The organism is Streptomyces sp. NPDC020747, assembly GCF_044334695.1.
GTDB lineage: Bacteria > Actinomycetota > Actinomycetes > Streptomycetales > Streptomycetaceae > Streptomyces.
This window is the reverse complement of the sequence record NZ_JBIRTJ010000008.1, coordinates 34,007-56,801: the sequence shown is the minus strand read 5'-3', so window position 1 is coordinate 56,801 and position 22,795 is coordinate 34,007. Positions and strand designations below refer to the sequence as shown.

Here is a 22,795-nt window from a genome sequence, read left to right as displayed (position 1 = left end):
CCCCCTCAGGGACGCGGGGAACTGCGCGACAGGCCACAGGCGACCCGCACGTCACCTATCGCCCTCGTCCACCCGGTCCCAACCCGGCGGAGCACGTTGTTCACTTGTGGTTTGCGTGTGCGCTGCGGCGCACCAGTAGTTGTGGCCGTGCACACTGGTCCGACCCGTCCCAGGAGGCGTCCCATGTCACACCGCCCGCCGAGCCCGTCCCCCGGCCGCCGCAGCGTCCTGCGCGGCTCGCTCGCCGCGTCGGCGGCGCTCGCCCTGCCCTCTTCCGCCGCGGCCCCGGCGTTCGCCCTGTCCGGCCGGCCGAAGGCGCAGTGGGGTGTGCAGGCCGGAGACGTGACCACGAACTCCGGCCTCGTATGGGTGCGCTCCGACCGCCCCGCGCGCATGATCGTGGAGACCTCCGCGACCGAGTCGTTCCGCAGGGCGAAACGGTGGCACGGCCCGCTCCTGGGCGCCGGCACCGACTTCACGGGTACGGTCCCGCTGCGCGGTCTGCCGGCGGGCGAGCAGATCCACTACCGGGTGACGCTGGCCGACCCGGACGACGACCGCCGCACCGGTGAGCCCGTACCGGGCACCTTCCGGACCGCCCCCGCCAAGCGGCGCCAGGACGTCCGGTTCCTCTGGTCGGGCGACATCGTGGGCCAGGGCTGGGGCATCAACCCGGACATCGGCGGCCTCTACGCGTACGAGGAGATGCGCCGCCTGAACCCGGACTTCTTCCTGTGCAGCGGCGACACGATCTACGCGGACGGCCCGCTGTCGGCGTCCGTGACGCTCCCGGACGGCCGTGTCTGGCGGAACGTCACCACCGAGGAGAAGTCCAAGGTCGCGGAGACCCTCGCCGAGTACCGGGGCAACTTCCGCTACTCGCTGCTCGACGAGAACGTACGCCGGTTCAACGCGCAGGTGCCGACGATCACCCAGTGGGACGACCACGAGGTCGTCAACAACTGGTACCCGGGCGAGATCCTCACCGACGACCGCTACACGGTGAAGGACGTCGACACGCTGGCCTCCCGCGCCCGCAAGGCGTTCAGCGAGTACTTCCCGATCTCCACGCTCCCGCCCACGGGCGAGGACGGCCGGGTGCACCGCGTCGTGCGCCACGGTCCGCTGCTGGACGTGTTCGTGCTCGACATGCGTACCTTCCGCAACGCCAACTCCCCGGACCGCCAGCCCGACGACACCAACGGCATCCTGGGCGCGGAGCAGCTGGTCTGGCTGAAGCGGGAGCTGGCACGGTCGCGCGCCGTGTGGAAGGTCATCGCCTCGGACATGCCGCTCGGTCTGGTCGTGCCGGACGGCGCCACGGACATCGAGGCCGTCGCACAGGGCGACCCGGGCGCCCCGCTCGGCCGCGAGCTCCAGATCGCGGAGCTGCTGCGGTTCGTCAAGCACCGCCGGATCACCGGCACGGTGTGGCTGACGGCGGACGTGCACTACACCTCGGCGCAGCACTACGACCCGTCGCGGGCCGCCTTCAAGGACTTCGCGCCGTTCTGGGAGTTCGTCTCCGGTCCACTGGCCGCGGGCGGTTTCCAGGCGAACGCGCTGGACGGCACGTTCGGTCCGGACCGGGTCTTCGTCAAGGCACCCGACAGGGCGAACGTTTCACCGATGGAGTCCCCGCAGTACTTCGGCGAGGTCGACATCGACGGTGACAGCGGCGAACTGACGGTCCGTCTGCGGGCGACCGGCGGGGCGGTGCTGTTCACGAAGGTGCTGCAGCCGGGGCGTGTGGGCCAGTAGTCCCGCGTGCACGCGGGACGCCCCGTTCGCGTCCGCGCGGGTCGGCAGGTTCGCGTCTGCGCGGGGCAGCAAGTCCCGTACTCTCGAACCTCGTGCCGCGTACCGGAGTCATCCCCCGGTGCGCGGCACGGCCGTTGGCCCGTTTCTTGCGTTTCCGCAGGTCAGGGCCGATTGTCAGTGGTCGCCTCTACGGTTTTCCCATGACGCGATCTTTGCAGGCCGTGGCCTACACCCGACCCTCCGCGCTGGAGTCCGCACCGGACGGACGGCGCCTGGGACTTGAGACCTCGCGGGGTGCGACACCTCGCGGCGTCGAGGACCATCCGCGGTTCTTCGCGGGCTTCCTGACGTCACCTCAGGTGGCCTCGGCGGGTCTGCTCGCGGTGGCCGACGTGGCGGGCGCCCGGTACTACCAGCGGCAGCTGCCGGCATCGCTGGACCCGGTGGTCACGGGCAACGGCGACCGGCTCCGCTTCGAGTCCTTCTCCGGGTGCGGTGGGGTGTACGCGCGTCTGGACGTGCTGGAGACGGGCCTGGACGGCGGCGAGGTGGGCCACGGCACGACGAACGTCGACGTCAACAACCCATTGCGGGAAGCCCTGTCGAGGATCGGCTCGGACGATCCGCTGCATCTGCGCGTCGGCCCGGACGACATGGCCGTGACCACGCTCGACGGGCCGGTCGTGGAGAAGAAGGTGCCGCTGCCGGACCGGTGGCTGCGCGGATTCGCCGAGGCCCAGGTGACAGCGGCCGGCTTCGACCTGCGGGCCGAACTGCCCGCGGCGGAGGCCGTGCGGTTCCTGCGCTCCCTGCCCCGTTCCACGGCGCGTGGCGCCTCCCGGAGCGCGGGGTGGGTCGTGCCGGCCGGGCGGGGGCTGCGGCCCACGACCAGGCCGGTGCCCGGAGCCGTGTGCCTGCCGGGTCCGGAGCGGCTGATCGCCCTCCAAAGGGTGCTCCGCCATGCGACGGCACTGCGGGTGTACGGACCTCCGCTCGCCGGGAACACCTCGGCAGCCAGTGCCTGGGAGGTCGTGCTGCCCGGGATGCGGCTCACTCTGACGCTGTCCCCGGAGGCTTCGCGGGGATTCTCCGGCGAGGGCGGCGTCCTGGACGCGCTGTCCACCGACGAGGCCGCCGAGGACGCGGAGCTGATCTCGGTGCTCCTCGCCTGGGAGCCCCGGATCGACGTCGGGGACCTGTCCGCCGCCTCGGGCCTGCCGGCCGAGCGGGTACGCGCCGCCCTCGTCCGTCTGGGCACCTCGGGGCGCGTGGGGTACGACACGGCGGAGGCGGCCTACTTCCACCGCGAACTGCCCTACGACGCCGAGCACGTGGAGCGGCACAACCCGCGCCTGCGAGACGCCCGGGCTCTCGTGGCGGAGGGCGCGGTGGTCCTGGACGGCACGCTCGGCACGGTGACCGCGCGCGACGGGCACGTACACCGGGTGCGGGACGACTCGGGAGCGCTGAGCTGCAGTTGCCTGTGGTGGGCCAAGTACCGGGGAGGGCGCGGACCGTGCAAGCACGCACTGGCCGTGCGGATGGCCCGCCGGGGAGCGGTTGCCGGACAAACAGAGGTACAGACAGAGGTTCTGATCGACGGGGGTGCGCGATGAGCGGTGCGGTGGCGGCGAACGAAGCGTTGCTGAGGGCTGTACGGGCCGGGCGGATGGGCGAGGCCGCGGGGCTGCTGGACGGAATGACGGATGCCGAACGACGGGCCTGTTTGCCCGCGTTGAAGGACCTCCGCAAGGAACTGCGGGCCGCGCCCTGGGACGCCGCGTCGCGTAAGGCGTATCCCGCGCTGCACGCGGCCGGGGCCGCCTGTCACACCGGCGCGGCCGGGACGGCGACCTGGCTCACCGCCGCCGACCTGCGCTGGTCCCAGGCCTCACCCGGAGTGCTGCTCCATGTGCTGGGCGACCGGGAGCGCGACTGGCTGGGCGACGTGGCGCAACGGCTCGCGGAGCGCCCGCCGCTCGCCCAGGTGCCGTACGAGCTGATGTCGGGCCTGGTGCGGCTCTCCGGCTGCCCGGTGCCGACGACCGAGACCTACGTGGTGGGCTGGATCGAGCAGGTCGGCAGCCTGTGGCAGCGCGGTGACACCATCCTTCAGCGGCTTCGCCGGGACCCGTACACGGCGGAGCTGGTCGCCGCCGTCTTCGAGATCCCGGACATCGGGAGCCGCCTTGACTGGCTGTTCGGTGACGGCTCGGACAGCTGGTTCGCGGCGATCGCGCAGCTCACCCGGGAAGGCGCCCTCGACCGGAAGGCCATGGTCGACGCCTGTGTGGCCCGCCTGCTGCGCGGCGGTGTGCCGTCCGACTGCCGGGTGTTCCTGCGGCTGCTGACGGCCCTGGAGCTGACTCGGGACGAGGAGCGGGAGCGGGCCGCCGACTGGCTGGCGCTCGCCTCGGATGCGGTGTCCACGGTGGCGTCGCACGCCCAGTCGGTGCTCGGTTCCCTGGCGCTGGACGGCGAGTTGACGCCCCGGCAGCTCGCGGAGATGTCCGGCGGTGTGCTCTTCCGCACGGAGAAGAAGCTGGTCCGGGCTCAGCTCGTACTGCTCGGGAAGGTGCTCCGGCGCGACCCGTCGAGCGCGGCCGAGCTGCTCCCCGCGCTGGCCCAGGCCTTCGGCCACGAGGACACGGACGTGCAGGAGCGCGCACTGAAGCTGGTCGAGCGCCACCTCACCGCGGCATCCCCGGAGGTGCGGGGCGAAGTGGCCGACGCTGCCGGTGAGTTGAGCCCGGGACTGCGAGTGCGCGCCACGGAAACGCTGGGCCTGGACGTAGCCGACGGAGTGCCGGAGCCCTATGTGGAGCTGCTCCCGCCCGCACCGGAGCCGGCTCGGGTGCCGCCCGCGCCGGACTCGGCGGTCGAGCTGGCGGAGGAGGTCGGCGCCCTGCTGGCGTCCGGTGGTGACGTGACGGCGTTCGAGCGCACCCTGGACGGCTTGGTGCGGCACGGATACCGGGACCGGGAGGCACTGGCCGAAGCCCTGAGGCCGGTGCTCGCGAGACGCTGGTGGGTCGACGCCGACCCTCAGAACACCTCGGTGGAGCAGTACTTCCGCTCGGAGTCGCACGGGCTGGAGGTCGTGCTCGCGACCCTGCTGGGCCAGGTGAGTACGGCCACACTGCACAAAGCCGTCCAGCACGGGCCGATGACGGACCCCTGCGTGCACAGCGCGCTGGCCGCCGCCTTCAACGCCCGCCTGTGGGAGGCGGCCCACCGGCTGCGCACCGGCCCGCTGCCGTTCCTGCTGGCCACGCCCACCTGGGGGTCGGGACTTCTGGAGCCGGACGAGTTGGTGGCACGCCTCGACGAGTACCGACGGCTGGGCGCCCGGCCCGGGGAGGCCGACTTCGCCCAGGCACTGCTCCGGGTCCGGCGCGACGACCACGCGGCGACCGCTGCCGCCGCCGAACAGGCCGCGGCGCTCGGCACGGCGGAGGGCGACCGGCTGGCGCTGTGGCTCACCACCGACGGCCCGTCCATGCCAAGGAGCAGCCGGGGGACCTCGGGGGTCCGCATCCTGCTCGAACTCGGTGAACTCGACGGGTTGCCGGGAGAGTTCCCGCCGGCGTTCCGACGGCTCGGCCGGCCCATGGGTCTCTTCGAGTCGCGCGCGTACTGCGCCCACTACTGGGACCGGGCCGAGCGACACCACTGGCTGGCCGTGGTTCCCGGGCGGCGGGAGCTGGTGGCCGCGCGGCTGCTGCGCGAACTCTCCTCGGCCGCGGTGGAAGACACCCGCGGTAGTGCCTCCGTACTGCCGCTGATCGCCGAGGCACCGGGCGAGGCGGGCGAGGCCGTGCATCTCTGCGTGGCGTACGGGCTCGGCGCGCGTCACCCTGAGGACCGGCTCGGCGCGGTGGACGCGATGCTGGTGCTGGCCGCGCGGGGTCAGCTGGACGCCGAGGGGCTCGGCGCGGATCTGGGGCAGCTGATGCGCCGCGGGGCGGTGAAGCCGCTGCGGCTCGCCGAGTCCGTGCGGACCGCGGCGACGACCGGCGCGTACGCCACCGTCTGGGAGATACTCCGCGCCGCGCTGCCCGTGCTGCTCGCGGATCTCGCGACGGACGGCGCCGCCGCGTCCGCCCGCGGGTTCGGGGAGCTGCTGGCCATCGCCGCCGAATGCGCCGAACGGACGGGAGCCCGCGGCGACATGGCGCATCTCGCACAGGCGGCGAACCGGCGCGGTTCGTCCCGGCTCGTCACCCAGGCCCGCCGGCTGCGTGCCACGCTGGATCACGGGGTGGCCGCCTGAGTCGTAAAAAACGCAACAAACAGGTCAGAAGCACACTTAACCGATCAGTCACAAAGCGTTCGTGATCACGCAACACCCATCCTTCACAGTGACTGTATGACTCAAGACATGTCTCAAGTAACGCGTACGAAAAACGGTCGGCCGGTCCACCACTGGCGCCGGGATCTCGTCGAACTGGCCGCGCTGTTCACGGCGGTGGCGGTGGCCGACGCCGTGGCGAACCTCATCGGGCACGGCCCCGACGGCCCCACCCTCCTCCTGATCTCGGCGGTCGTGCTGGTCGCCACGGCGGGCTTCCACACATGGTGGTCACGCCGCCACGGCCATGCTCCTCCGACAGGCGATACCGGCTCCCGGCCGACCGCCGCCGCGCGGAAGGCCGGGGCGGCCGAAGCGGACGCCACCGCGCCCGAGGCCGTCGTCGGGGAGACCGTGCTGTGGCGGATGCGGACCACCGTTCGCGACGAGCCGGGATCACTGGCGTCGCTGTGCGCGGCGCTGGCGGGACAGCGGGTCGACATCCTCAGCCTCCAGACGCATCCGCTGACCGAGGGCACGGTGGACGAGTTCCTGCTGCGTGTTCCCGCGCAGGTCTCGGCCGCCGACGTCACCCGGGCGGTGTCCCACGCGGGCGGCGCCGGCACCTGGATCGAGCGGGCCGACGCCCATGATCTGGTGGACGCGCCCACCCGGGTACTGGGTCTGGCCACCCGCACGGCCCTGGACGCGGCCGAACTACCATTGGCGCTGCGGCAGTTGCTGGGACGGTGCACGATCCGGTCGCTGCCCGCCGGGTCGGTGCGCGGTGAGCGCGCGGACGAAACGGCGCCCGTCGAGGGGGCACTTGAGGACACTGTGATGCGGCTGCGTGCCCCGGAAGGCGGAGTGATCACTGTGGAGCGGCCGTATCTGCCGTTCACGCCCACCGAGTTCGCGCGGGCCCGGGCGCTGGTCGAGCTTGACGCCCGGCTCGGTCCGCGCGTCCCCCACAGCAGCGACGTTCTGACGCTGCCGAAGGGCAACGACATCACCGTGCGCCGCGCCGACGCCGGTGACGTCGAAGCCGCCAAGGCCATGCACGAGCGGTGCTCGTCACGCACGCTGAGCATGCGCTACCACGGGCCGGTCGGCGACGCCGACAAGTACCTCAACCACCTGCTCAGTCCCCGTTTCGGGCGCACCCTCGCCGTGCAGACCGCGTCGGGGCGCATCGTCGGGCTCGGGCATCTCCTCTGGGACGGCGACGAGACGGAGATCGCACTGCTCGTCGAGGACGACTGGCAGCGACGCGGTATCGGCGGCGAACTGCTCGGCCGACTGGTGACGATGGCCGTCGAGGCCGGCTGCGAGAGCGTGTACGCCGTCACGCAGTCGTCCAACACCGGCATGGTCGCCGCGATGCGCGGCCTCGACCTCCCCCTCGACTACCAGATCGAGGAAGGCACGCTCGTCATCACGGCCCGCCTCGACGCGACGCCGGTGGGTTCGCGACTGCCGTACAGCGAGGGCCAGCAGCACCAGCCGGAGCACTCCGTGCGGGACTGACGAAGAGGCGAGCGGTCTCTTGGCCAGTCGCGCCACGGCTCGGCACGCGACGGCCGGGCGCGCGGCGCCTCCACCCGACGCAGATCACCCCAGTACAGATCGTCCCGCGACGGTGGCGGGCCCGGTGAACCTCGCCGGGCCCGCCACCGTTCCCGCCGGAAGCGTCACCCGCGGCCCAACGCCCCGTCCAGATCCCGCCAAAGATCCTCGACGTCCTCCAGGCCCACCGACAGTCGCAGCAGCCGGTCACTCACTCCGCTGTGGCGCCGGTCGTCCGCGTCCACGATGCGGTGGCTGATCGAGGCCGGATGCTGGATCAGCGTGTCGACACTGCCGAGGCTCACCGCCGGGGTGATGAGGCGGACGGCGGCGATCACCTCGTGCGGATCGCCGTGGAGCTCGAAGGCGATCATGGCGCCGCCGAGCCGCGGGTAGTGGACCCGGGCGACACGCGGGTCGGCGGCAAGGCGCCGGGCCAGTTCGGCGGCGTTCGAGGAAGCGGCACGCACGCGTACGGGCAGGGTCGACAGCCCGCGCAGCAGCAGATAGCCGGCGAGCGGGTGCAGCACTCCCCCGGTGGCGAACCGGACCTGCCGCAGCCGCCCGGCGAACTCCTCGTCGCAGGCCACCACCCCCGCCATCACGTCTCCGTGCCCGCCCAGGTACTTGGTGGCGCTGTGCAGCACGAGCCGCGCGCCGTGTTCGGCGGGGCGTTGCAGCACCGGCGTGGCGAAGGTGTTGTCGGCGAGCAGCGGAACGCTTCCGCAGGCGTGGGCGATCGCCCGTAGATCGAGTTCGGCGAGCGTCGGGTTGGCGGGTGACTCGACGAGTACGAGACCGGTGTCCGGCCGCAGGGCGTCCGCGATGCCCGCCGGGTCGACCCACGTCACCTCGGACCCGAGCAGGCCCGCCGTCAGCAGGTGGTCGCTGCATCCGTACAGGGGGCGTACGGCCACGACATGGCGCAGGCCCATGGCGTTCCGTACGAGGAGTACGGCACTCAGCGCGGCCATGCCGCTCGCGAACGCGACGGCGCTCTCGGTGCCCTCCAGACGGGCGAGGGCGGTCTCGAAGCGGGCGACGGTCGGGTTGCCGAGGCGGCCGTAGACCGGCGGGCCCTCCGGCTCGGCCCCGTCCGTGGCGAAGGCGTCGATACGGGCCGCCTCGCCCCGGCTGTCGTACGACGGATAGGTCGTGGACAGATCGATCGGTACGGCGTGCAGTCCCTGCCGGGCGAGATCGTCCCGCCCGGCGTGCACGGCTTCGGTGGCCAGCGCGCGCGTTCCTCCGGTGGCCGAACCCCTCACGGCTGCGGTGACCGGGCCTCGCACGGTCTCGGTTGTCGCGCCCCGCACGCTGCTCCCCTTCACCCCGAACTCCGTCTCCCTGGCCGACGATTCCCCCAGCGCCTCCCCGGCCACCGCCTCCCTGCCGGACGTCTCCCTGGCCGGCGCTCGCTCCGTTCCCTCTACGTCGTCACACGTGTCGCGTACATCAACGCTGCCGATGTCCATGAACAGCAGCCTGAACACTGAACGGGTGATGGGGGCAGAGGTCCGTGTTACGTTCGGGCCATGGCCGAATCCGTCGTACTGGACCCGGTGGATCTTCATCTTCTGCGGTTGCTGCAGAACGACGCCCGGAGCACCTACCGCGACCTCGCCGCGCAGGTGGGTGTCGCGCCCTCGACGTGCCTGGACCGGGTGACCCGCTTGCGCCGAGCCGGGATCATCCTGGGCCATCAGCTCAGGCTCGATCCGGCCAAGCTGGGGCGCGGTCTGGAGGCCCTGCTGTCCGTGCAGGTCAGGCCGCACCGGCGGGAGTTGGTCGGTCCGTTCGTGGAGCGGATCAGGGCGCTGCCCGAGTCCCGGACCGTGTTCCACCTCACCGGGCCCGACGACTATCTCGTCCATGTGGCCGTCGCGGACATGACCGATCTGCAGCGGCTGGTCCTCGACGGCTTCACCGCACACCGCGAGGTGGCCCGCGTCGAGACCCGGCTGATCTTCCAGCAGTGGGACTGCGGGCCCCTGCTGCCGCCCGAGCCCGCGCCGATGACGCCCACGGCGAAATCGGGCTGACATCGAGCCACCGTCCGGCCGACGCGGCACACGGCCCGGTAAACCGGGCTGACGCACCGGCCGTCCCCGTATGAGGATGGCCGCATGTCACAGACGAAGAACCCGCTGCCCCGCGAGGTCGCCGACACCTACGTCGACGAGCTCATCGCCCTCAACCCTGTCATCGGTACGTATCTCGGCGTGAAGGAGAGTTCGGGCTCGTTGCCCGACACCTCGCCCGCCGGCCAGGAGGCGCTCGCGGCGCTCGCCCGCGCCACACTGGCACGGCTCGACGAGGCGGAGCGGCAGCCCGGCGCGGACAGTGACATCGAGCGCCGCTGCGCACGCCTGCTCCGTGAGCGGCTCACCGCCGAACTCGGCGTGCACGAGGCCGAGGAGGGCCTGCGGGCCGTCGGCAACATGAGTACGGCCGCGCACGCCGTGCGCGAGGTGTTCACCGTGACACCCACGGACACGGACGAGGACTGGGCCGCCATCGCCCAGCGACTGCGCGCCGTACCGACCGCCCTCGACGGCTACCGCGAGTCCCTCTCCCTCGGCCTGGAGCGCAAGCTGTACGCGGGCCCGCGCCCCACCGCGACGTTCGTCGAACAGCTCACGGAGTGGTCGGACACCGACGGTTCGGGCCGCGGCTGGTTCGAGGACTTCGCCTCGGCCGGCCCCGAAACGCTGCGCGCGGAACTCGACGAGGCCGCCGGCGCGGCGACCGCCGCCCTCGTCGCCCTGCGCGACTGGATGCGTGACGTGTACGCCCCCGCGATCGAGGGAGCGCCGAACACCGTGGGCCGCGAGCGGTACGCGCGCTGGTCGCGCTACTTCAACGGCACGGATCTCGACCTGGACGAGGCGTACGCGTACGGCTGGGCCGAGTACCACCGGCTCCTCGCCGAGATGAAGAAGGAGGCCGAGAAGGTCCTGCCCGGCGCCGAGACCCCGTGGGTGGCACTCGCGCACCTGGACGAGCACGGCAGGCACATCGAGGGCGTCGACGAGGTCCGCGAGTGGCTGCAGGGCCTGATGGACCAGGCGATCGAGGAGCTGGACGGCACCCACTTCGAACTCGCCGAGCGGGTACGGAAGGTGGAGTCCCGCATCGCCCCGCCGGGCAGCGCCGCGGCCCCCTACTACACGGCGCCCTCGGAGGACTTCTCACGCCCCGGCCGTACGTGGCTGCCGACGATGGGACAGACCCGCTTCCCGGTGTACGACCTGGTGTCGACCTGGTACCACGAGGGCGTCCCCGGTCATCACCTCCAGCTCGCCCAGTGGGCGCATGTCGCGGGCGACCTCTCCCGCTACCAGGCCACCGTGGGCGGCGTCAGCGCGAACGCCGAGGGCTGGGCGCTGTACGCGGAGCGGCTGATGGACGAACTCGGCTATCTCAAGGACGCGGAGGAACGCCTCGGCTATCTGGACGCCCAGATGATGCGCGCGGCCCGCGTCATCGTCGACATCGGCATGCACCTGGAGCTGGAGATCCCGGCGGAATCGCCCTTCCACCCGGGCGAGCGCTGGACTCCCGAGCTCGCGCAGGAGTTCTTCGGCGCGCACAGCAGCCGCCCGGCGGACTTCGTGGAGAGCGAGCTGACCCGCTACCTCTCGATCCCCGGCCAGGCCATCGGCTACAAGCTCGGCGAGCGCGCCTGGCTGCTGGGCCGTGAGAACGCGAAGAAGCGCCACGGCGACGCGTTCGACCCGAAGGCCTGGCACATGGCGGCCCTGTCCCAGGGTTCGCTGGGCCTGGACGACCTGGTGGACGAGCTGTCCCGGCTCTGACGCTCTGACAGGGTCGGCGACCGGGCTCAGCGCAACGCGGTTGAGTGCGCTGAGCCCGGTCGACGAACGCCTCAGCGCCGGAACCCGCCCTCCGAGTCGATCACCTGTCCGGTGACCCACCCGGCCTCGTCCGTCGAGAGCCAGGCGATGAGCCGCGCGGGGTCGTCCGGCATTCCCCAGCGCCCGGCAGGGAACATCGCGGCCACGGCCGCGTACGCGTCGCCCGTCATGTAGTCCGTGTCGACGGGACCCGGGTTCACCGTGTTCACGGTTACCGCGTGCTCGGCGAGCGTGGTCGCCAGCGAGCGGGTGACCGAGGCGAGGGCACCCTTCTGCAGGGCGTACGCGATCTCGTCCGGCATCCCGCCCGCGATGTCCTGACCCGACGTCATCATCACCACACGCCCACCCGCCGTACGCGGTGGCAGAACAGCGCGCAGCCGGGCGTAGGCCTGGACGAGGAGGATCACGGAACGGGTGTCGACCGCCCAGTGCGAGTCGAGCATCGTGGCGTCGATCGTGTCGAGCGGGCCGTCCGAACCGCTGAGCGCGTGGTTGGCGACGAGGATGTCGATCCGTCCGCCGAGTGCGTCGGCGGCCGTGGCGACCAGTTCGGCCGGGGCCGCCGGGTCGGAGAGGTCGCCCGGACCGCCGACGACCCGCGCCCCGGGGTCGGCGACCGCCTCGCGGATCCCGGCGACCACGTCCTCGGGGCGGTCCGCACCCCAGGGCATGCCGGCGTCGTGCGGTACGTGGTGGTGCGCGTACACGCTCGCGCCGTACGCGGCCAGCCGTCGGGCCACGGCGTAGCCGATCCCTCCGCGTCGGCTCGCGCCGGTGACCAGGGCGGTACGGCCACGCAGCGGGAGGGGGTCGCGGCGCAGCGCTTCGGGTGTGGGGGAAGGGAGTTGGGGTGGCATGGCGGACCATGATGCGCGGCGCCGGTGCACGCCGCATGTCATTTTCCACGGCGGGCGGCGCGCATCGACGCTGTCCAGGCCTGGCAATTGGGCTCACGCAGCCCGCGCGATTCGGCTCGTGCGGGCCAGGCGACTCGGCTCGCACCAGCGGCGCGATGTGGCTCGCGCAGGCCAGGCGACTCAGCTCGCACCGGCGGCGCGATGTGGCTCGCGCAGGCCAGGCGACTCAGCTCGCACCGGCGGCGCGATGTGGCTCGCGCAGTCCGGACGACTACTGGGCTCGCGGAGGCCAGACGATTCGGCTCAGGCAAGCTGCTGCGAGCGCGGGCCGCCAGGCGCGGGAGCCCGGGCATCACGCCCGCCCCCCACCGATCGCCCTCGACCACCCTCGACCGCCCCGCAGCCGGGGCAGATCGCAGGCCCGCCCTCAATCACCGGCCCGAGGCCATCCATCACTGGCCCCGGCCTCGCGTCCGTCACTGGCCGAGGTCTTGCGTCCGTGACGGGCCGAGGCCCCGCGTCACTGCCCGAGCGGCCTCAGTTGCACGAGTCCGAGCCATGTCTCGGGCCCAGGCTCCGCATGCGCCGCCCGCACCGCGTACCGCCCCGGCGCGAGCTCGATCCGCAGATGCCCCGTCTTCGTCGACTCCTCCCCCGGCCATGCCGCGTCGAACAGCACGACGGGCCCGGGGATCTCCCACCGCACCTCCCGCTCCCACGCCGCGCTCTCGATGGCGGCCGGAACGGCGGCCAGCAGCTCGCGCTCGGACTCCCCGGCACACCACCGTACGAAGGTGCCGTGCTCCGGCAGATACGCCGTCGCGGCGGGATCGTCGCCGAGGACGAGGGCGGTGGCGTTGCCGACGGGCAGCAGGCCGACGAAGCCCTCCACCTCGCACGCTCTGTCGTAGTCGGAGGCGAGCTCGTCGCCGTCCGCCCCCGTCCAGAACGGCAGCACCACTTCCGGTATCGCTATGAGCGGTCCACCGCCCGACTCCACCCACTCGACCGAACTGGGATCCGCGTAACTCGCCATGCCCAGAAGTTACATGGCGCGGCGACCCAGAATTGACGATTCCTTTGCACTACGGGGGAGGTGATACACGACTGAGTCCGTACGACGTCCCGACGGCGGCGAGATCGCGGCGTCACGGCGGCGATCCGGCGATCAGCAGCCGCAGTCCTCCGCGCCGACCGGAGCGGTCAACGGGTCGGCGGCGCGGCGCTCGTGGCCCTCCCAGGTCTCGAACTCGAAGCCCTCGCGCACCCAGTACTCGAAACCGCCGAGCATCTCCTTGACCTGGAAGCCGAGTTCGGCGAGAGCCAGGGCGGCGCGGGTCGCGCCGTTGCAGCCCGGGCCCCAGCAGTACGTGACCACCGGCACGGCCTTGTCGAGGAGTTGCTCCGCCTGCTCGGGGACGAGCGCGGTGGGCAGGTGGATCGCACCGGGCACATGCCCCTGGTCCCAGGACTCCGTGGAACGGGAGTCGAGGACGACGAAACCGGGGTCGCCGTCGGCCGCCAGCGCGGCGGCGACGTCGGACACGTCGGCGTGGAAGGCGAGGCTCGCACCGAAGTAGGCGGCCGCCACGGCGGGCGACGCCGGGGCGACTCGCAGAACGGGGTTCATGGCGATGGTGCCGCCTGTGGTGGTGCTGGTCGCTGTCATGGTCCGGCCTTCCCTCCCGGTCCCGCCGTCACCGTCGGACGACGGTGACGTACGACGGCCGGGTGCCTTCTCCGCACCGTCCTGCGCGGGACTTCATGACCAGAAATCTACGGCCGGATACCCGCTTCCTGAAGGAGTGATCCACTGCTCCGCACTTGATCCGCCGGGGATTCCCCTGCTATCCCTCGATCATGACCGCGTATTCCCCGGACGCCACCGACTGGCGCATTCTCGAAGTCCTCCAGCGCGAGGGCCGGGCCAGTTTCGCCGAGCTGGCCCGTGCCGTGTCGATGTCCGCGAGCGCGGTCACCGAACGCGTGCGCCGCCTGGAGGAGGCGGGCGTCATCCAGGGCTACGCGGCGGTCGTGGACCCGGAGAGCCTTGGGCTGCCGATCCTGGCCTTCGTGCGGCTGCGCTATCCGAACGGCAACTACAAGCCGTTCCACGACCTCGTCGCCGCGACCCCCGAGATCCTGGAGGCGCACCACGTCACGGGCGACGACTGCTTCGTCATCAAGGTCGCGACGCGCTCGATGAGCCACCTGGAGGAGGTCTCGGGCAGGATCGGCACACTCGGCTCGGTGACGACGAGCGTCGTGTACTCGTCACCCCTGCCGCGACGCCCCGTCGGCCGCTGAGAGCGACGACCACGCAACCGCAGCCCCACAGTCACGCGAACGCGCGGTCAGCCGCCGCCTTGGCGAACAACCGACCCCGACCGCCCCTTCACGACCTCCAGTTGCGCATGGATCCGGCGCCGCAGATCGGCGACATGGCTGACGATGCCGACGCTTCGGTCCCGCTCCCGCAGTGAGTCGAGGACGTCGAGGACCTCGTCGAGCGTCTGGTCGTCGAGGCTGCCGAAGCCCTCGTCGATGAAGAGCGTGTCGAGGCGTACGCCCCCGGCCTCGTCGGTGACCACGTCGGCGAGGCCCAGCGCGAGGGCGAGAGACGCGAAGAACGTCTCGCCGCCGGAGAGGGTCGCCGTGTCGCGCTCGCGGCCGGTCCACGCGTCGACCACGTGCAGGCCGAGGCCGCTGCGGCCCCGCCCGGCCCGGTCGTCGGAGTGGACGAGGGTGTAGCGCCCCGAGGACATCCGCTGAAGGCGCGTGGTCGCGGCGGCCGCGACCTGCTCAAGGCGGGCGGCGAGGACGTAGGACTCCAGGCGCATCTTGCGTTCGTTGTCCGCGGAGGTGCCGGCCGCGAGGGTGGCGAGGCGGGCCACACGGTCGTACTCCTCGCGCAGCGGCCCCAGTCTGCGCACGGAACCGGCCGCCCGGTGGGTCAGCCGGTCCAGTTCCGCGCAGCGGCGGTCGGCCGCGTCCCGGGCGGAGCCCGCCTCGCGCACCCGTCGGCCGGCGAGGGACGCGGCCTGTTCGGCGGCCTGGAGGTCGGCGGGCGGCTGCCCGCCGGCGGCCGTCGTCTCGGTCTCGGCGAGCACCGCGCGGACCGCCACCTCTTCCTGTTGCCAGGCGTCGAGCCGGTGCTGGAGGTCGCGATGGGCCGCGTCGTCGAGGAGGGCGTCCGCCGCGGCCGACGGCGTGTCGAACCCGGCGCGGAAGGCCGCGTCGGCGAGCCGCGCGTCGGCGTCCTTCAGTCGCTGGGCGGTGTCCGCCGCGACACGTGCGGCGTCCGCCGCCTCGGTGAGCAGCGTGACCTGCCGCTCCAGCTGCGCCGCCCGCGCGGTGACACTGCCGGCCGAACCCCGGGCCTGCGTCAACTCCCCCTCCAGGGAGGCCCGTTCGCGATCGAGCGCGTCCCGAAGCGAGGCACGGGACGCGACCCGGCGGGCGGCCTCCTGCTGGGCGGCGAGCCGCCGTTCGCGCTCGCGTTCCGCCTGGCCCAGGGCCTCACGGACCGCGTGCAGCCCGGAAGCGGCGCTGTGCGCCTCGGCGTGTCGTTGCTCCAACTCCTCGGCCAGTTCGGCGAGTTGCCCGGTTGGCAGGTCTCCCGCCTCGGCCGTCGCGGCAGCCAGCGCCTCGCGGACGACCCCGAGCCGCCGCTCCTCCTCGGCGCGCTGCTCATCGGCCCGCTGGTACGCGGCCAGCGCGGCCTCCTCGGCCTGCCTGCCGACGTGTCCGTCGACCTTCCGGGCGGGCGCCGGGTGCTCGGTGGCACCGCAGACGGCGCATGCCTCGCCGCCCACCAGCCCCGCCGCGAGCTCCGCGGCGATGCCCTTCAGGCGCTGTTCCTTGAGGTCCAGCGAGTGGGCGCGCGCGTCCGTGGCCCGCTCGCGTGCGGCGAGCACGCGCGCGTGGGCCTCTTCCGTGTCCCCGGCGAGCTGGTCGCGCATCCTGGCTGCGGCGAGTCTCGCCCGCGCAGGCTCGCGCTGGACGGCGAGCTGCTCGGCACGGGTGGCGGCCTCCTGGGCGGCCTCGATACGCGTCTGCAGGTCCGCCCGGGTCGAGTCCCACTCGGCGAGCCAGGTCCCGGCATCGTGCAGCACGTCACCGTCGGCGCGCTCCTGCCGGTCCAACCCGTCGCGTTCGTCGGCGAGTTCGGCGATCCGGTGCTCGGCGCGGCGGGCCGACTCCAGCCCGCCCAGTTCCTCGGCGGCCTTCCGCGAGGCAGCCGCGAGGCTCGTCGCCCCCGCCTCGGCGAAGGTCTCCGGCAGGAGGGCACGCGCGCGCGTCTCGGTACCGGCCGCCCGCCGGTGCTCGGTCTCCGTGGCGTCCCGCAGCCCGAGTGCGGGTGCCACCGCCTCGGCCTTGCGGGCGCGCTCCATGCGCACCCGGTCCTCCCGGTGGTCCCCGGACCGCTCCTCCAGCCGGGCGGCCCGCTCCCGTGCCTCGGCGAACCGGCGCTGGAGCCGCGCCACTTCGCGTACGTCCTCCAGTACGTGATTCGCGACGGCCTGGGCGGACTCGGCGGCCGCCTGCGCGCAGTGGGCGACCGTGAACCTCTCGCGGGCCGTGCTTCTGGCGATCGCCGCCCATTCCAGTACGGATTCGGCGAGGCCGGGGTCGCCCGGCGACAGGTCGGGCAGCGGCAGCTCCACGATGTCACCGGCCGCCTGCTGCATGCGGTGGCCGTCGGCCAGCAACTCCGCGTCCCCGGCGCGGACTTGGGTCTCGGCGGCGCGTCGGAGCTCGGCCAGTCGCTGTTCGACGGCGGCGAAGCGGCGGGTGTCGAAGAGCCGGCCCAGGAGCTTGCCGCGGGCCTCGGCGTCGGCCCGCAGGAAGCGCGCGAAGTCGCCCTGGGGCAGCAGCACGACCTGGCAGAACTGCTCGCGGCTCATGCCGAGCAGCTGGGTGATCTCCTCGCCGATCTCCTGGTGGGAGCGGCTGAGGTCCTTCCAGGAGCCCGTCGGCGCGTCGTACTCGCGCAGCCAGCTCTGCGCCTTGTCCACAGTGGTGCCGGGGCCCCCCTTCTTCTTGGGACGCTCCCAGGGCGGCTGCCGGGTGACCTCCAACCGGCGTCCGGCCACGGTGAGTTCGAGGGTCACCTCGGTGCGGGTGGCGGCCAGTGCGTGGTCGCTGCGCAGGGAACCTCCCTGGCGTGCGCCCGGCACGGATCCGTACAGCGCGAAGCAGACGGCGTCGAGGACGGACGTCTTGCCCGCGCCCGTCGGTCCGTGCAGCAGGAAGAGCCCGGCGGCCGACAGGTCGTCGAAGTCGACCTCCTGTGCGCCGCCGAACGGCCCGAAGGCGGTGATGTGCAGCCGGTGCAGCCTCATCGGGCCCCTGCCCCCTCGATGTGCGGGTCGTACGTCTCGACCGGGCGCCCCATGAGTCCGGCCCCACCGGCCGGCTCGCACTGCGCGTTCACCGGGCGTCCCATGGGTCCCGCTCCGTCGGCCGGCTCGTACGGTGGCTTCACCTGGCGACCTCACGGACCGTGTCGTCGGCGCGGACGGCGTCGAACACGTCCTGGAGCACGGCCTGTTCGCGTGCGTCGGGTCCGGCGCCGCGCACATGGGCCACGAAGTCCTCCGCGATCTCCTGGTCACTGCGGCCGGCCAGCCGCCGGGCGTACGAGACGTCGGGGTCGTCCGGTGCCCGCTCGGGCTCGAAGACGAGGCTGAGCGTGTGCGGGAAGCGCTCGCTGAGCCGGGCCATGGGGTCGGCCGGTCGCACCGGGTCGGTGAGAGTGGCCTCGACCCACGCCTCCTCGTGCCGAGCGAGGTCCGGGTCGACGAGCAGGTCCTCCAGATGCCCCCGGACACGGGCCAGGGCACGCGGCACCGGGCAGTCCAGGCGCTCCGCCCCGACCGAGCCGTCGGCCCCCAGGTCGACCAGCCACATGGTCTTGCGGTGCTCGGTCTCCGAGAAGGAGTACGGCAGCGGCGATCCCGAGTAGCGCACGCGCTCGGTGATGGCCTGGCTGCCGTGCAGATGCCCGAGCGCGGCGTAGTCGACGCCGTCGAAGACCCCGGCCGGTACGGCCGCGACCCCGCCGACCGTGATGTCCCGCTCGCTGTCGCTGGCCTCGCCGCCGGTGACGAAGGCATGGGCGAGGACGACGGAACGGGTGCCCGGCTCGCGCGTGGCGAGGTCGGCGCGGACCCGCTCCATGGCGGCGGCGAGCACGGCCTCGTGGCCCGCCTTCTCCACGCCGAACGCGTCCTTCACCAGCGCCGGTTCCAGATACGGCAGTCCGTAGAAGGCCACCTCGCCGAAGCCGTCCCGCAGCACCACCGGCGTCCCGCACGCCGAGGGGTCCGTCCGCAGATGGATGCCCGCGCGGTCGATGAGTCCGGCGCCGACGCCGAGGCGGCGTGCCGAGTCGTGGTTCCCGGAGATCATCACCGTGGGCACGCCGAGGTCCGCCAGCCGGTGCAGGGCCTCGTCGAAGAGCTCGACCGCGGCCAGCGGGGGCACCGCCCGGTCGTACACGTCCCCCGACACGACCACCGCGTCCACCTCACGCTCGCGCACGGTCGTGACGAGGTGGCCGATGAACTCGGCCTGGGCACCGAGCATGTTCACCCGGTGGAACGCCCGGCCCAGATGCCAGTCGGAAGTGTGCAGAATTCTCAAGACGCCGCTCCGACCCGCATGCTTCCCCCTGCTTCGCCCCTGGACTCAGCTCCGGACCAGCACGGCCCTCGCTCTCAGCACCGACCACGCTAACGCCTGTCAGCACCTGATCCATCACAGACCTCGAACCGACCCACCGCTACAGCGGCCGTACGTACCCGACCCAGGTGTGCCGGGTACGGAAACCGCACCGCTCGTACAGGCCCAGGGCGCCGGTGGCGTTTGCGCTGTCCACGTTGAGGCCGGCCCTGCGACAGCCCTGTTCCTGGACGGTCCGCAGGCAGGTGGTGAGCAGCGCGGTGGCCACGCCGGTGCCGCGCCAGGCCGGACGGGTGCCGAGCCTGTCGATCCAGCATTCGCGGATGCCGGTCATCGCGGTCTCGGCGTCGTACTCGTGGCTGAGGAGGTAGCCGGCGACCTCGCCGCCGTCCAGTGCCAGGAACGACGCGTTGGGCCGGAACGACCGGGTGCCCGTGCTCTGGTGACGCCACCGGTCCGGGGTGCTCGGGGTGTGACCCCAGTGGTCGAGGAAGGCTTCGTTGTGTGCCAGCCGGGTGGCGTCGTCGTACGCCACGGTGAAGGGCACGACACACAGCCCGCCCGCCGGGGTCGTCGCCGGGATCGGGTCGTCGTCCAGCGGTCGGCACATGTCGAAGAACCAGCGCCGCGCCTCGAACCCGGCTTGCCGGTACAGGTCGCGTTTGGCGGTGTTCGGTGCGTGGAGCTGGATGTGCGCCTCGCCCGGCAGGTCCGGAAAGCGCTCACGATGCCGCTGCGTCGCCCGGGTCACCAGCCAGTTCACCAGCTCGGTACCCACGCCACGGCCGCGTGCGTCGGGTCGCACCGCGCCCTCGACGTACACCCGGTGGACGTCGGTCGCGTCGGGCAGCCACATCGCCTTGGCGTAACCGATCAGCTGGCCGTCGGACCACACCCCCACCGAATCGCGGGCCAGTTCCACGTGTGGGTTGCCCAGTTCCTCGGCGAGGTCCTCGGCGTCGTAGTGCTCGTCGGTGCCGTCGGCCGCCTCCACCGCGGCGAACAACTTGGCCAGGGCCGGGGCGTCGTCCAGCACGAGTGGCCGCCGGGCCGGCGTCGCGTTCATGGAACGGCACGATAGGCGTCACCGGGGCCGCACACACCTCGGTTTCCGCGCGGCGGATTTCAAGAGCGCGCGGCGGACTGCGGAAGGGGGCCCGGATGTGCCGAGCCCCCCTTCTTCTGCTGACCTCCTACTGGCGCCCCTTCTCCTGCCGGGACAGGTGGTGAACCTGCGGTCTCAGGGGCACAGTGCCCGCGTCACGCCGGGTCGAGCGCCCCCGGCTGCCGGGGTCCTGTCGTCTGTCCCGCGGTGCGCGGATCGATGGGGCGGCCGACGAAGACCGGGGCGTCCGACTGGTAGAAGATGTCGATGTCGGCCTCCTCGCCGCCGACGATCAGCGTGTCCCAGGCGCCGCTCTCCTGTAGGGAACGGAGAGTCGACGGAGCGAGGGTGGACAGGTGGCTGCGCAGTTCCTCGTCGCTGGGCAGTCCGGGGAGACGGGGGGCGAGCCGCTCGCGGATCGCGCTCATCCGGTCCAGCAGGAGATCCAGGTCGGACCGCTCGGCGTCGGGCTCGGCGACGGCCCGTTCGCCTTCCATGCTGTCGGCGATGATGTCCTTGATGGCGCGGGTCACGCCTCGTTCGTCGGTGGTGACCATGGCGTTCCAGGCCCGGCTCTTGTGCCGGTACTGGAGCATGGACATCGCCGCCTCGTGCCGGATGAAGTCGGCGTCGCGCAGCGGACGGCCCTGCCAGACCCGGCTGAGGGAGCGGGCGAGCGAAACAGCCGAGGCGAGGCCGCTGTTGAGGCCGCGCCCGGGCCAGAAGTGGATGGCGTTGGCCGCGTCGCCCAGCAGGAAGCCGTACGTTCCGGGGCTCTTGGCGGTGGGGCGGCTCAACTGGGCCGTGAACCGGGGGCGTTGCACCATGTCCAGCCGGAACGACGTGATGGCGCTGAGATCGTCCTCGGGGACGCCGTACATCTTCAGGCCCTCCTGGATCCGCTTCCACAGCGGCGAGCCGCGCAGCAGGGCGGGCAGGAACAGGGTCCCGTGGGTCGGGCAGACGAACTCGTTGTCCTCCTGGCGGGTCATCAGGCAGGGCCGGGCCGCCACGCACTCCTCGAAGACCTGCCGGACCGGGTCGATACCGATCACGTTGCCGGCCTCCTCGCGGGTCAGCCTCATGTTGAGGAACCCCTCGCCACGCAGCGAGTTGAGCAGGAACCGGTTCTGCGCCACGGTCAGCAGGACGCTCATGGGGTCCGGGAGCCGGGACTTGACCCGCAGTCCGAGCACCAGGTCCTGAAGGTGCTCCCCGTCGAGGGAGTAGATCGAGGAGTCGGCCGCGCCGAACCGGTCCGCGAAGTGCTCCCGGGTGCGCGACCCGCCGCCCTCGGCGATCACCAGGACGTGTTCCTGGGAGAGCCGGTGCTGCTGCTCCGACGGATCGAACCGCTTCGGCACGAGGCGGATCGCGGACTTGGCGTTGGCCAGTTCCAGCAACTGGTCCTCGATGTAGGCGATCCGGATGTTGCGGGGCGGGCGGCCGTCCACGGAGTCCGGTCCCAGGGGCCACATCTCGGAGAAGCCGCCCGCGTCGAACAGCGCCGACTGCATCTCCTCGGTGAGCGCGAGGTACTGACGGCTCTGGGCGGTGACGACCTGCTGGCGGCGGACGTTGCCGTGGGTCTCGTCCTTCCAGACCACGGTGGAGCCGTTCCTGATCCACCGGCCGTCGTGGACGGTGATGGTCACCTTCCCCGGCAGGGCGTCCTCCAGCAGCAGGGCGAAGGCGAGGCCGACCGGGCCTCCTCCGGACACCGTGACCCGCAACTCGCCCGGGTTCGGCGTGGCATTGGCCCGGGGCAGGTCGAGCTGGGAGAGGTCCAGGACCGTCTCCAGTGCCTCCTGCGTCTCGAACAGGAAGGTCTCGTCGCCGATGCGTATGGAGTCGCCGGGCGCCAGCACATGCCGGGTGACGGGCCGGTCGTTCACGAAGGTGCCGTTCTTGCTGCGGTCGTAGAGGACGAACTCGCCGTCCTCCGCCACGATCTCGGTGTGCAGACGGGAGGCGCTGACACTGACGATGACCACGTCGTTGTCGCTCTTGCGTCCGAATCGCAGCGGAGCGCTGCCCAGAACCACGCTCTGACCGGCGAAGGGACCCGTGCGTCCCACGATGACCGACGACACAGAAACTCCTTGCGAACGTCTGGGGTGCGGGCAGAGGAACCGCACCCTGCGGTTGATCCGCTACGGGAGTGGGAGTCGTCCGTCGCTCCCACCGAACTCCGGTCCGGTGAAGCTCACTTGACCGGTGATGTCCGAGTCGGCCCGGCAGTGGTCCGACTCGTGCTTGTAGAAGTATGGCCGATGCTCGGCGATGACCCGGCTGCTCGGCATCGGCCTTGACGCCCGGTTGACTAACCGCCGTTCGTCGAGGAGCAAGTCACCGAGAACGGCACCGAGTTGGACACCGCCTCGAACGGTGAGCGGATCTCCACGGCCATCTCGCTGCGGAGGGTTCCGGACTTGGCATACGTCGACAGCCGCACCGTCTCCTTGTGGGTGCGGGGGCCGCCGTCCGGGAACGACAGCGTCCGCCACTGCCGGTCGATCACGGACCCGTTCGTCGAGACCCACCGGTACGAGAACTGGAAGGGCAGTTCGGCCACCGTGAAGGTCGCGGTGAACCAGGGAGCCTGCGAGTCCGCCGGGGGGCAGTCCCCGGCGTACGTGGTCGCGCC

General features: G+C 72.2%; 15 protein-coding genes. 7 read left to right on the top strand and 8 right to left on the bottom strand.

Features of this window, described 5'->3' with window-relative positions:
- Positions 1–183 precede the first annotated feature (183 nt).
- From ACH4YP_RS21685 to ACH4YP_RS21670, 4 genes are all read left to right on the top strand, one after another.
- A complete protein-coding gene (locus ACH4YP_RS21685; protein WP_361054729.1) occupies positions 184–1,761 on the top strand; it encodes an alkaline phosphatase D family protein in 1,578 nt (525 codons plus the stop codon).
- Between the two features lie 200 nt (positions 1,762–1,961).
- Positions 1,962–3,377, top strand: coding sequence for an SWIM zinc finger family protein (locus ACH4YP_RS21680; protein WP_361054726.1), 1,416 nt, complete (start codon positions 1,962–1,964; stop codon positions 3,375–3,377).
- A complete protein-coding gene (locus ACH4YP_RS21675) occupies positions 3,374–6,034 on the top strand; it encodes a DUF6493 family protein (protein ID WP_398491872.1) in 2,661 nt (886 codons plus the stop codon). Before ACH4YP_RS21680 ends, ACH4YP_RS21675 begins: the two co-directional genes overlap by 4 nt.
- Positions 6,035–6,142: 108 nt before the next feature.
- Positions 6,143–7,579, top strand: coding sequence for a GNAT family N-acetyltransferase (locus ACH4YP_RS21670; RefSeq protein WP_361054723.1), 1,437 nt, complete (start codon positions 6,143–6,145; stop codon positions 7,577–7,579).
- Between the two features lie 164 nt (positions 7,580–7,743).
- Here ACH4YP_RS21670 and ACH4YP_RS21665 read toward each other — a convergent pair whose 3' ends face one another.
- Positions 7,744–9,192 (bottom strand): trans-sulfuration enzyme family protein, encoded by a 1,449-nt coding sequence (locus tag ACH4YP_RS21665; protein ID WP_398491870.1) that lies wholly within the window; start codon positions 9,190–9,192, stop codon positions 7,744–7,746.
- Between ACH4YP_RS21665 and ACH4YP_RS21660 the strand changes: the two genes are divergently transcribed.
- Together ACH4YP_RS21660 and ACH4YP_RS21655 are read left to right on the top strand one after the other, a co-directional pair.
- Complete coding sequence (locus ACH4YP_RS21660; protein ID WP_361054717.1) at positions 9,154–9,660, top strand: Lrp/AsnC family transcriptional regulator; 507 nt, start codon at positions 9,154–9,156, stop codon at positions 9,658–9,660. The two genes, ACH4YP_RS21665 and ACH4YP_RS21660, sit on opposite strands and share 39 nt — an antisense overlap.
- An 84-nt stretch (positions 9,661–9,744) precedes the next feature.
- Positions 9,745–11,436, top strand: coding sequence for a DUF885 domain-containing protein (locus ACH4YP_RS21655; RefSeq protein WP_361054714.1), 1,692 nt, complete (start codon positions 9,745–9,747; stop codon positions 11,434–11,436).
- Positions 11,437–11,507: 71 nt separating this feature from the next.
- Here ACH4YP_RS21655 and ACH4YP_RS21650 read toward each other — a convergent pair whose 3' ends face one another.
- The 3 genes from ACH4YP_RS21650 to ACH4YP_RS21640 all read right to left on the bottom strand — a co-directional run bounded on the left by ACH4YP_RS21650 (position 11,508) and on the right by ACH4YP_RS21640 (position 14,025).
- A complete protein-coding gene (locus ACH4YP_RS21650; RefSeq protein ID WP_361054711.1) occupies positions 11,508–12,356 on the bottom strand; it encodes an SDR family oxidoreductase in 849 nt (282 codons plus the stop codon).
- A 520-nt stretch (positions 12,357–12,876) separates the two neighbouring features.
- Positions 12,877–13,392, bottom strand: coding sequence for an immunity 21 family protein (locus tag ACH4YP_RS21645; RefSeq protein ID WP_361054708.1), 516 nt, complete (start codon positions 13,390–13,392; stop codon positions 12,877–12,879).
- A gap of 132 nt (positions 13,393–13,524) precedes the next feature.
- Positions 13,525–14,025 (bottom strand): rhodanese-like domain-containing protein, encoded by a 501-nt coding sequence (locus ACH4YP_RS21640; RefSeq protein ID WP_361054705.1) that lies wholly within the window; start codon positions 14,023–14,025, stop codon positions 13,525–13,527.
- A 191-nt stretch (positions 14,026–14,216) separates the two neighbouring features.
- On the opposite strand from ACH4YP_RS21640, the gene ACH4YP_RS21635 reads away from it, so the two are divergent.
- Positions 14,217–14,663, top strand: a complete 447-nt coding sequence (locus ACH4YP_RS21635) for an Lrp/AsnC family transcriptional regulator (protein ID WP_361054702.1) — start codon at positions 14,217–14,219, stop codon at positions 14,661–14,663.
- Positions 14,664–14,710: 47 nt separating this feature from the next.
- Here ACH4YP_RS21635 and ACH4YP_RS21630 read toward each other — a convergent pair whose 3' ends face one another.
- The 4 genes from ACH4YP_RS21630 to ACH4YP_RS21615 all read right to left on the bottom strand — a co-directional run bounded on the left by ACH4YP_RS21630 (position 14,711) and on the right by ACH4YP_RS21615 (position 22,241).
- Positions 14,711–17,701, bottom strand: a complete 2,991-nt coding sequence (locus ACH4YP_RS21630) for an AAA family ATPase (protein ID WP_398491866.1) — start codon at positions 17,699–17,701, stop codon at positions 14,711–14,713.
- 139 nt (positions 17,702–17,840) lie between these two features.
- Positions 17,841–19,004: an exonuclease SbcCD subunit D gene (locus ACH4YP_RS21625; protein ID WP_361054696.1), complete on the bottom strand. Its 1,164-nt coding sequence runs from the start codon at positions 19,002–19,004 to the stop codon at positions 17,841–17,843.
- A 139-nt stretch (positions 19,005–19,143) separates the two neighbouring features.
- A complete protein-coding gene (locus tag ACH4YP_RS21620) occupies positions 19,144–20,109 on the bottom strand; it encodes a GNAT family N-acetyltransferase (RefSeq protein ID WP_361054693.1) in 966 nt (321 codons plus the stop codon).
- Between the two features lie 194 nt (positions 20,110–20,303).
- Positions 20,304–22,241, bottom strand: a complete 1,938-nt coding sequence (locus ACH4YP_RS21615) for an FHA domain-containing protein (protein ID WP_361054690.1) — start codon at positions 22,239–22,241, stop codon at positions 20,304–20,306.
- Positions 22,242–22,795 lie beyond the last annotated feature (554 nt).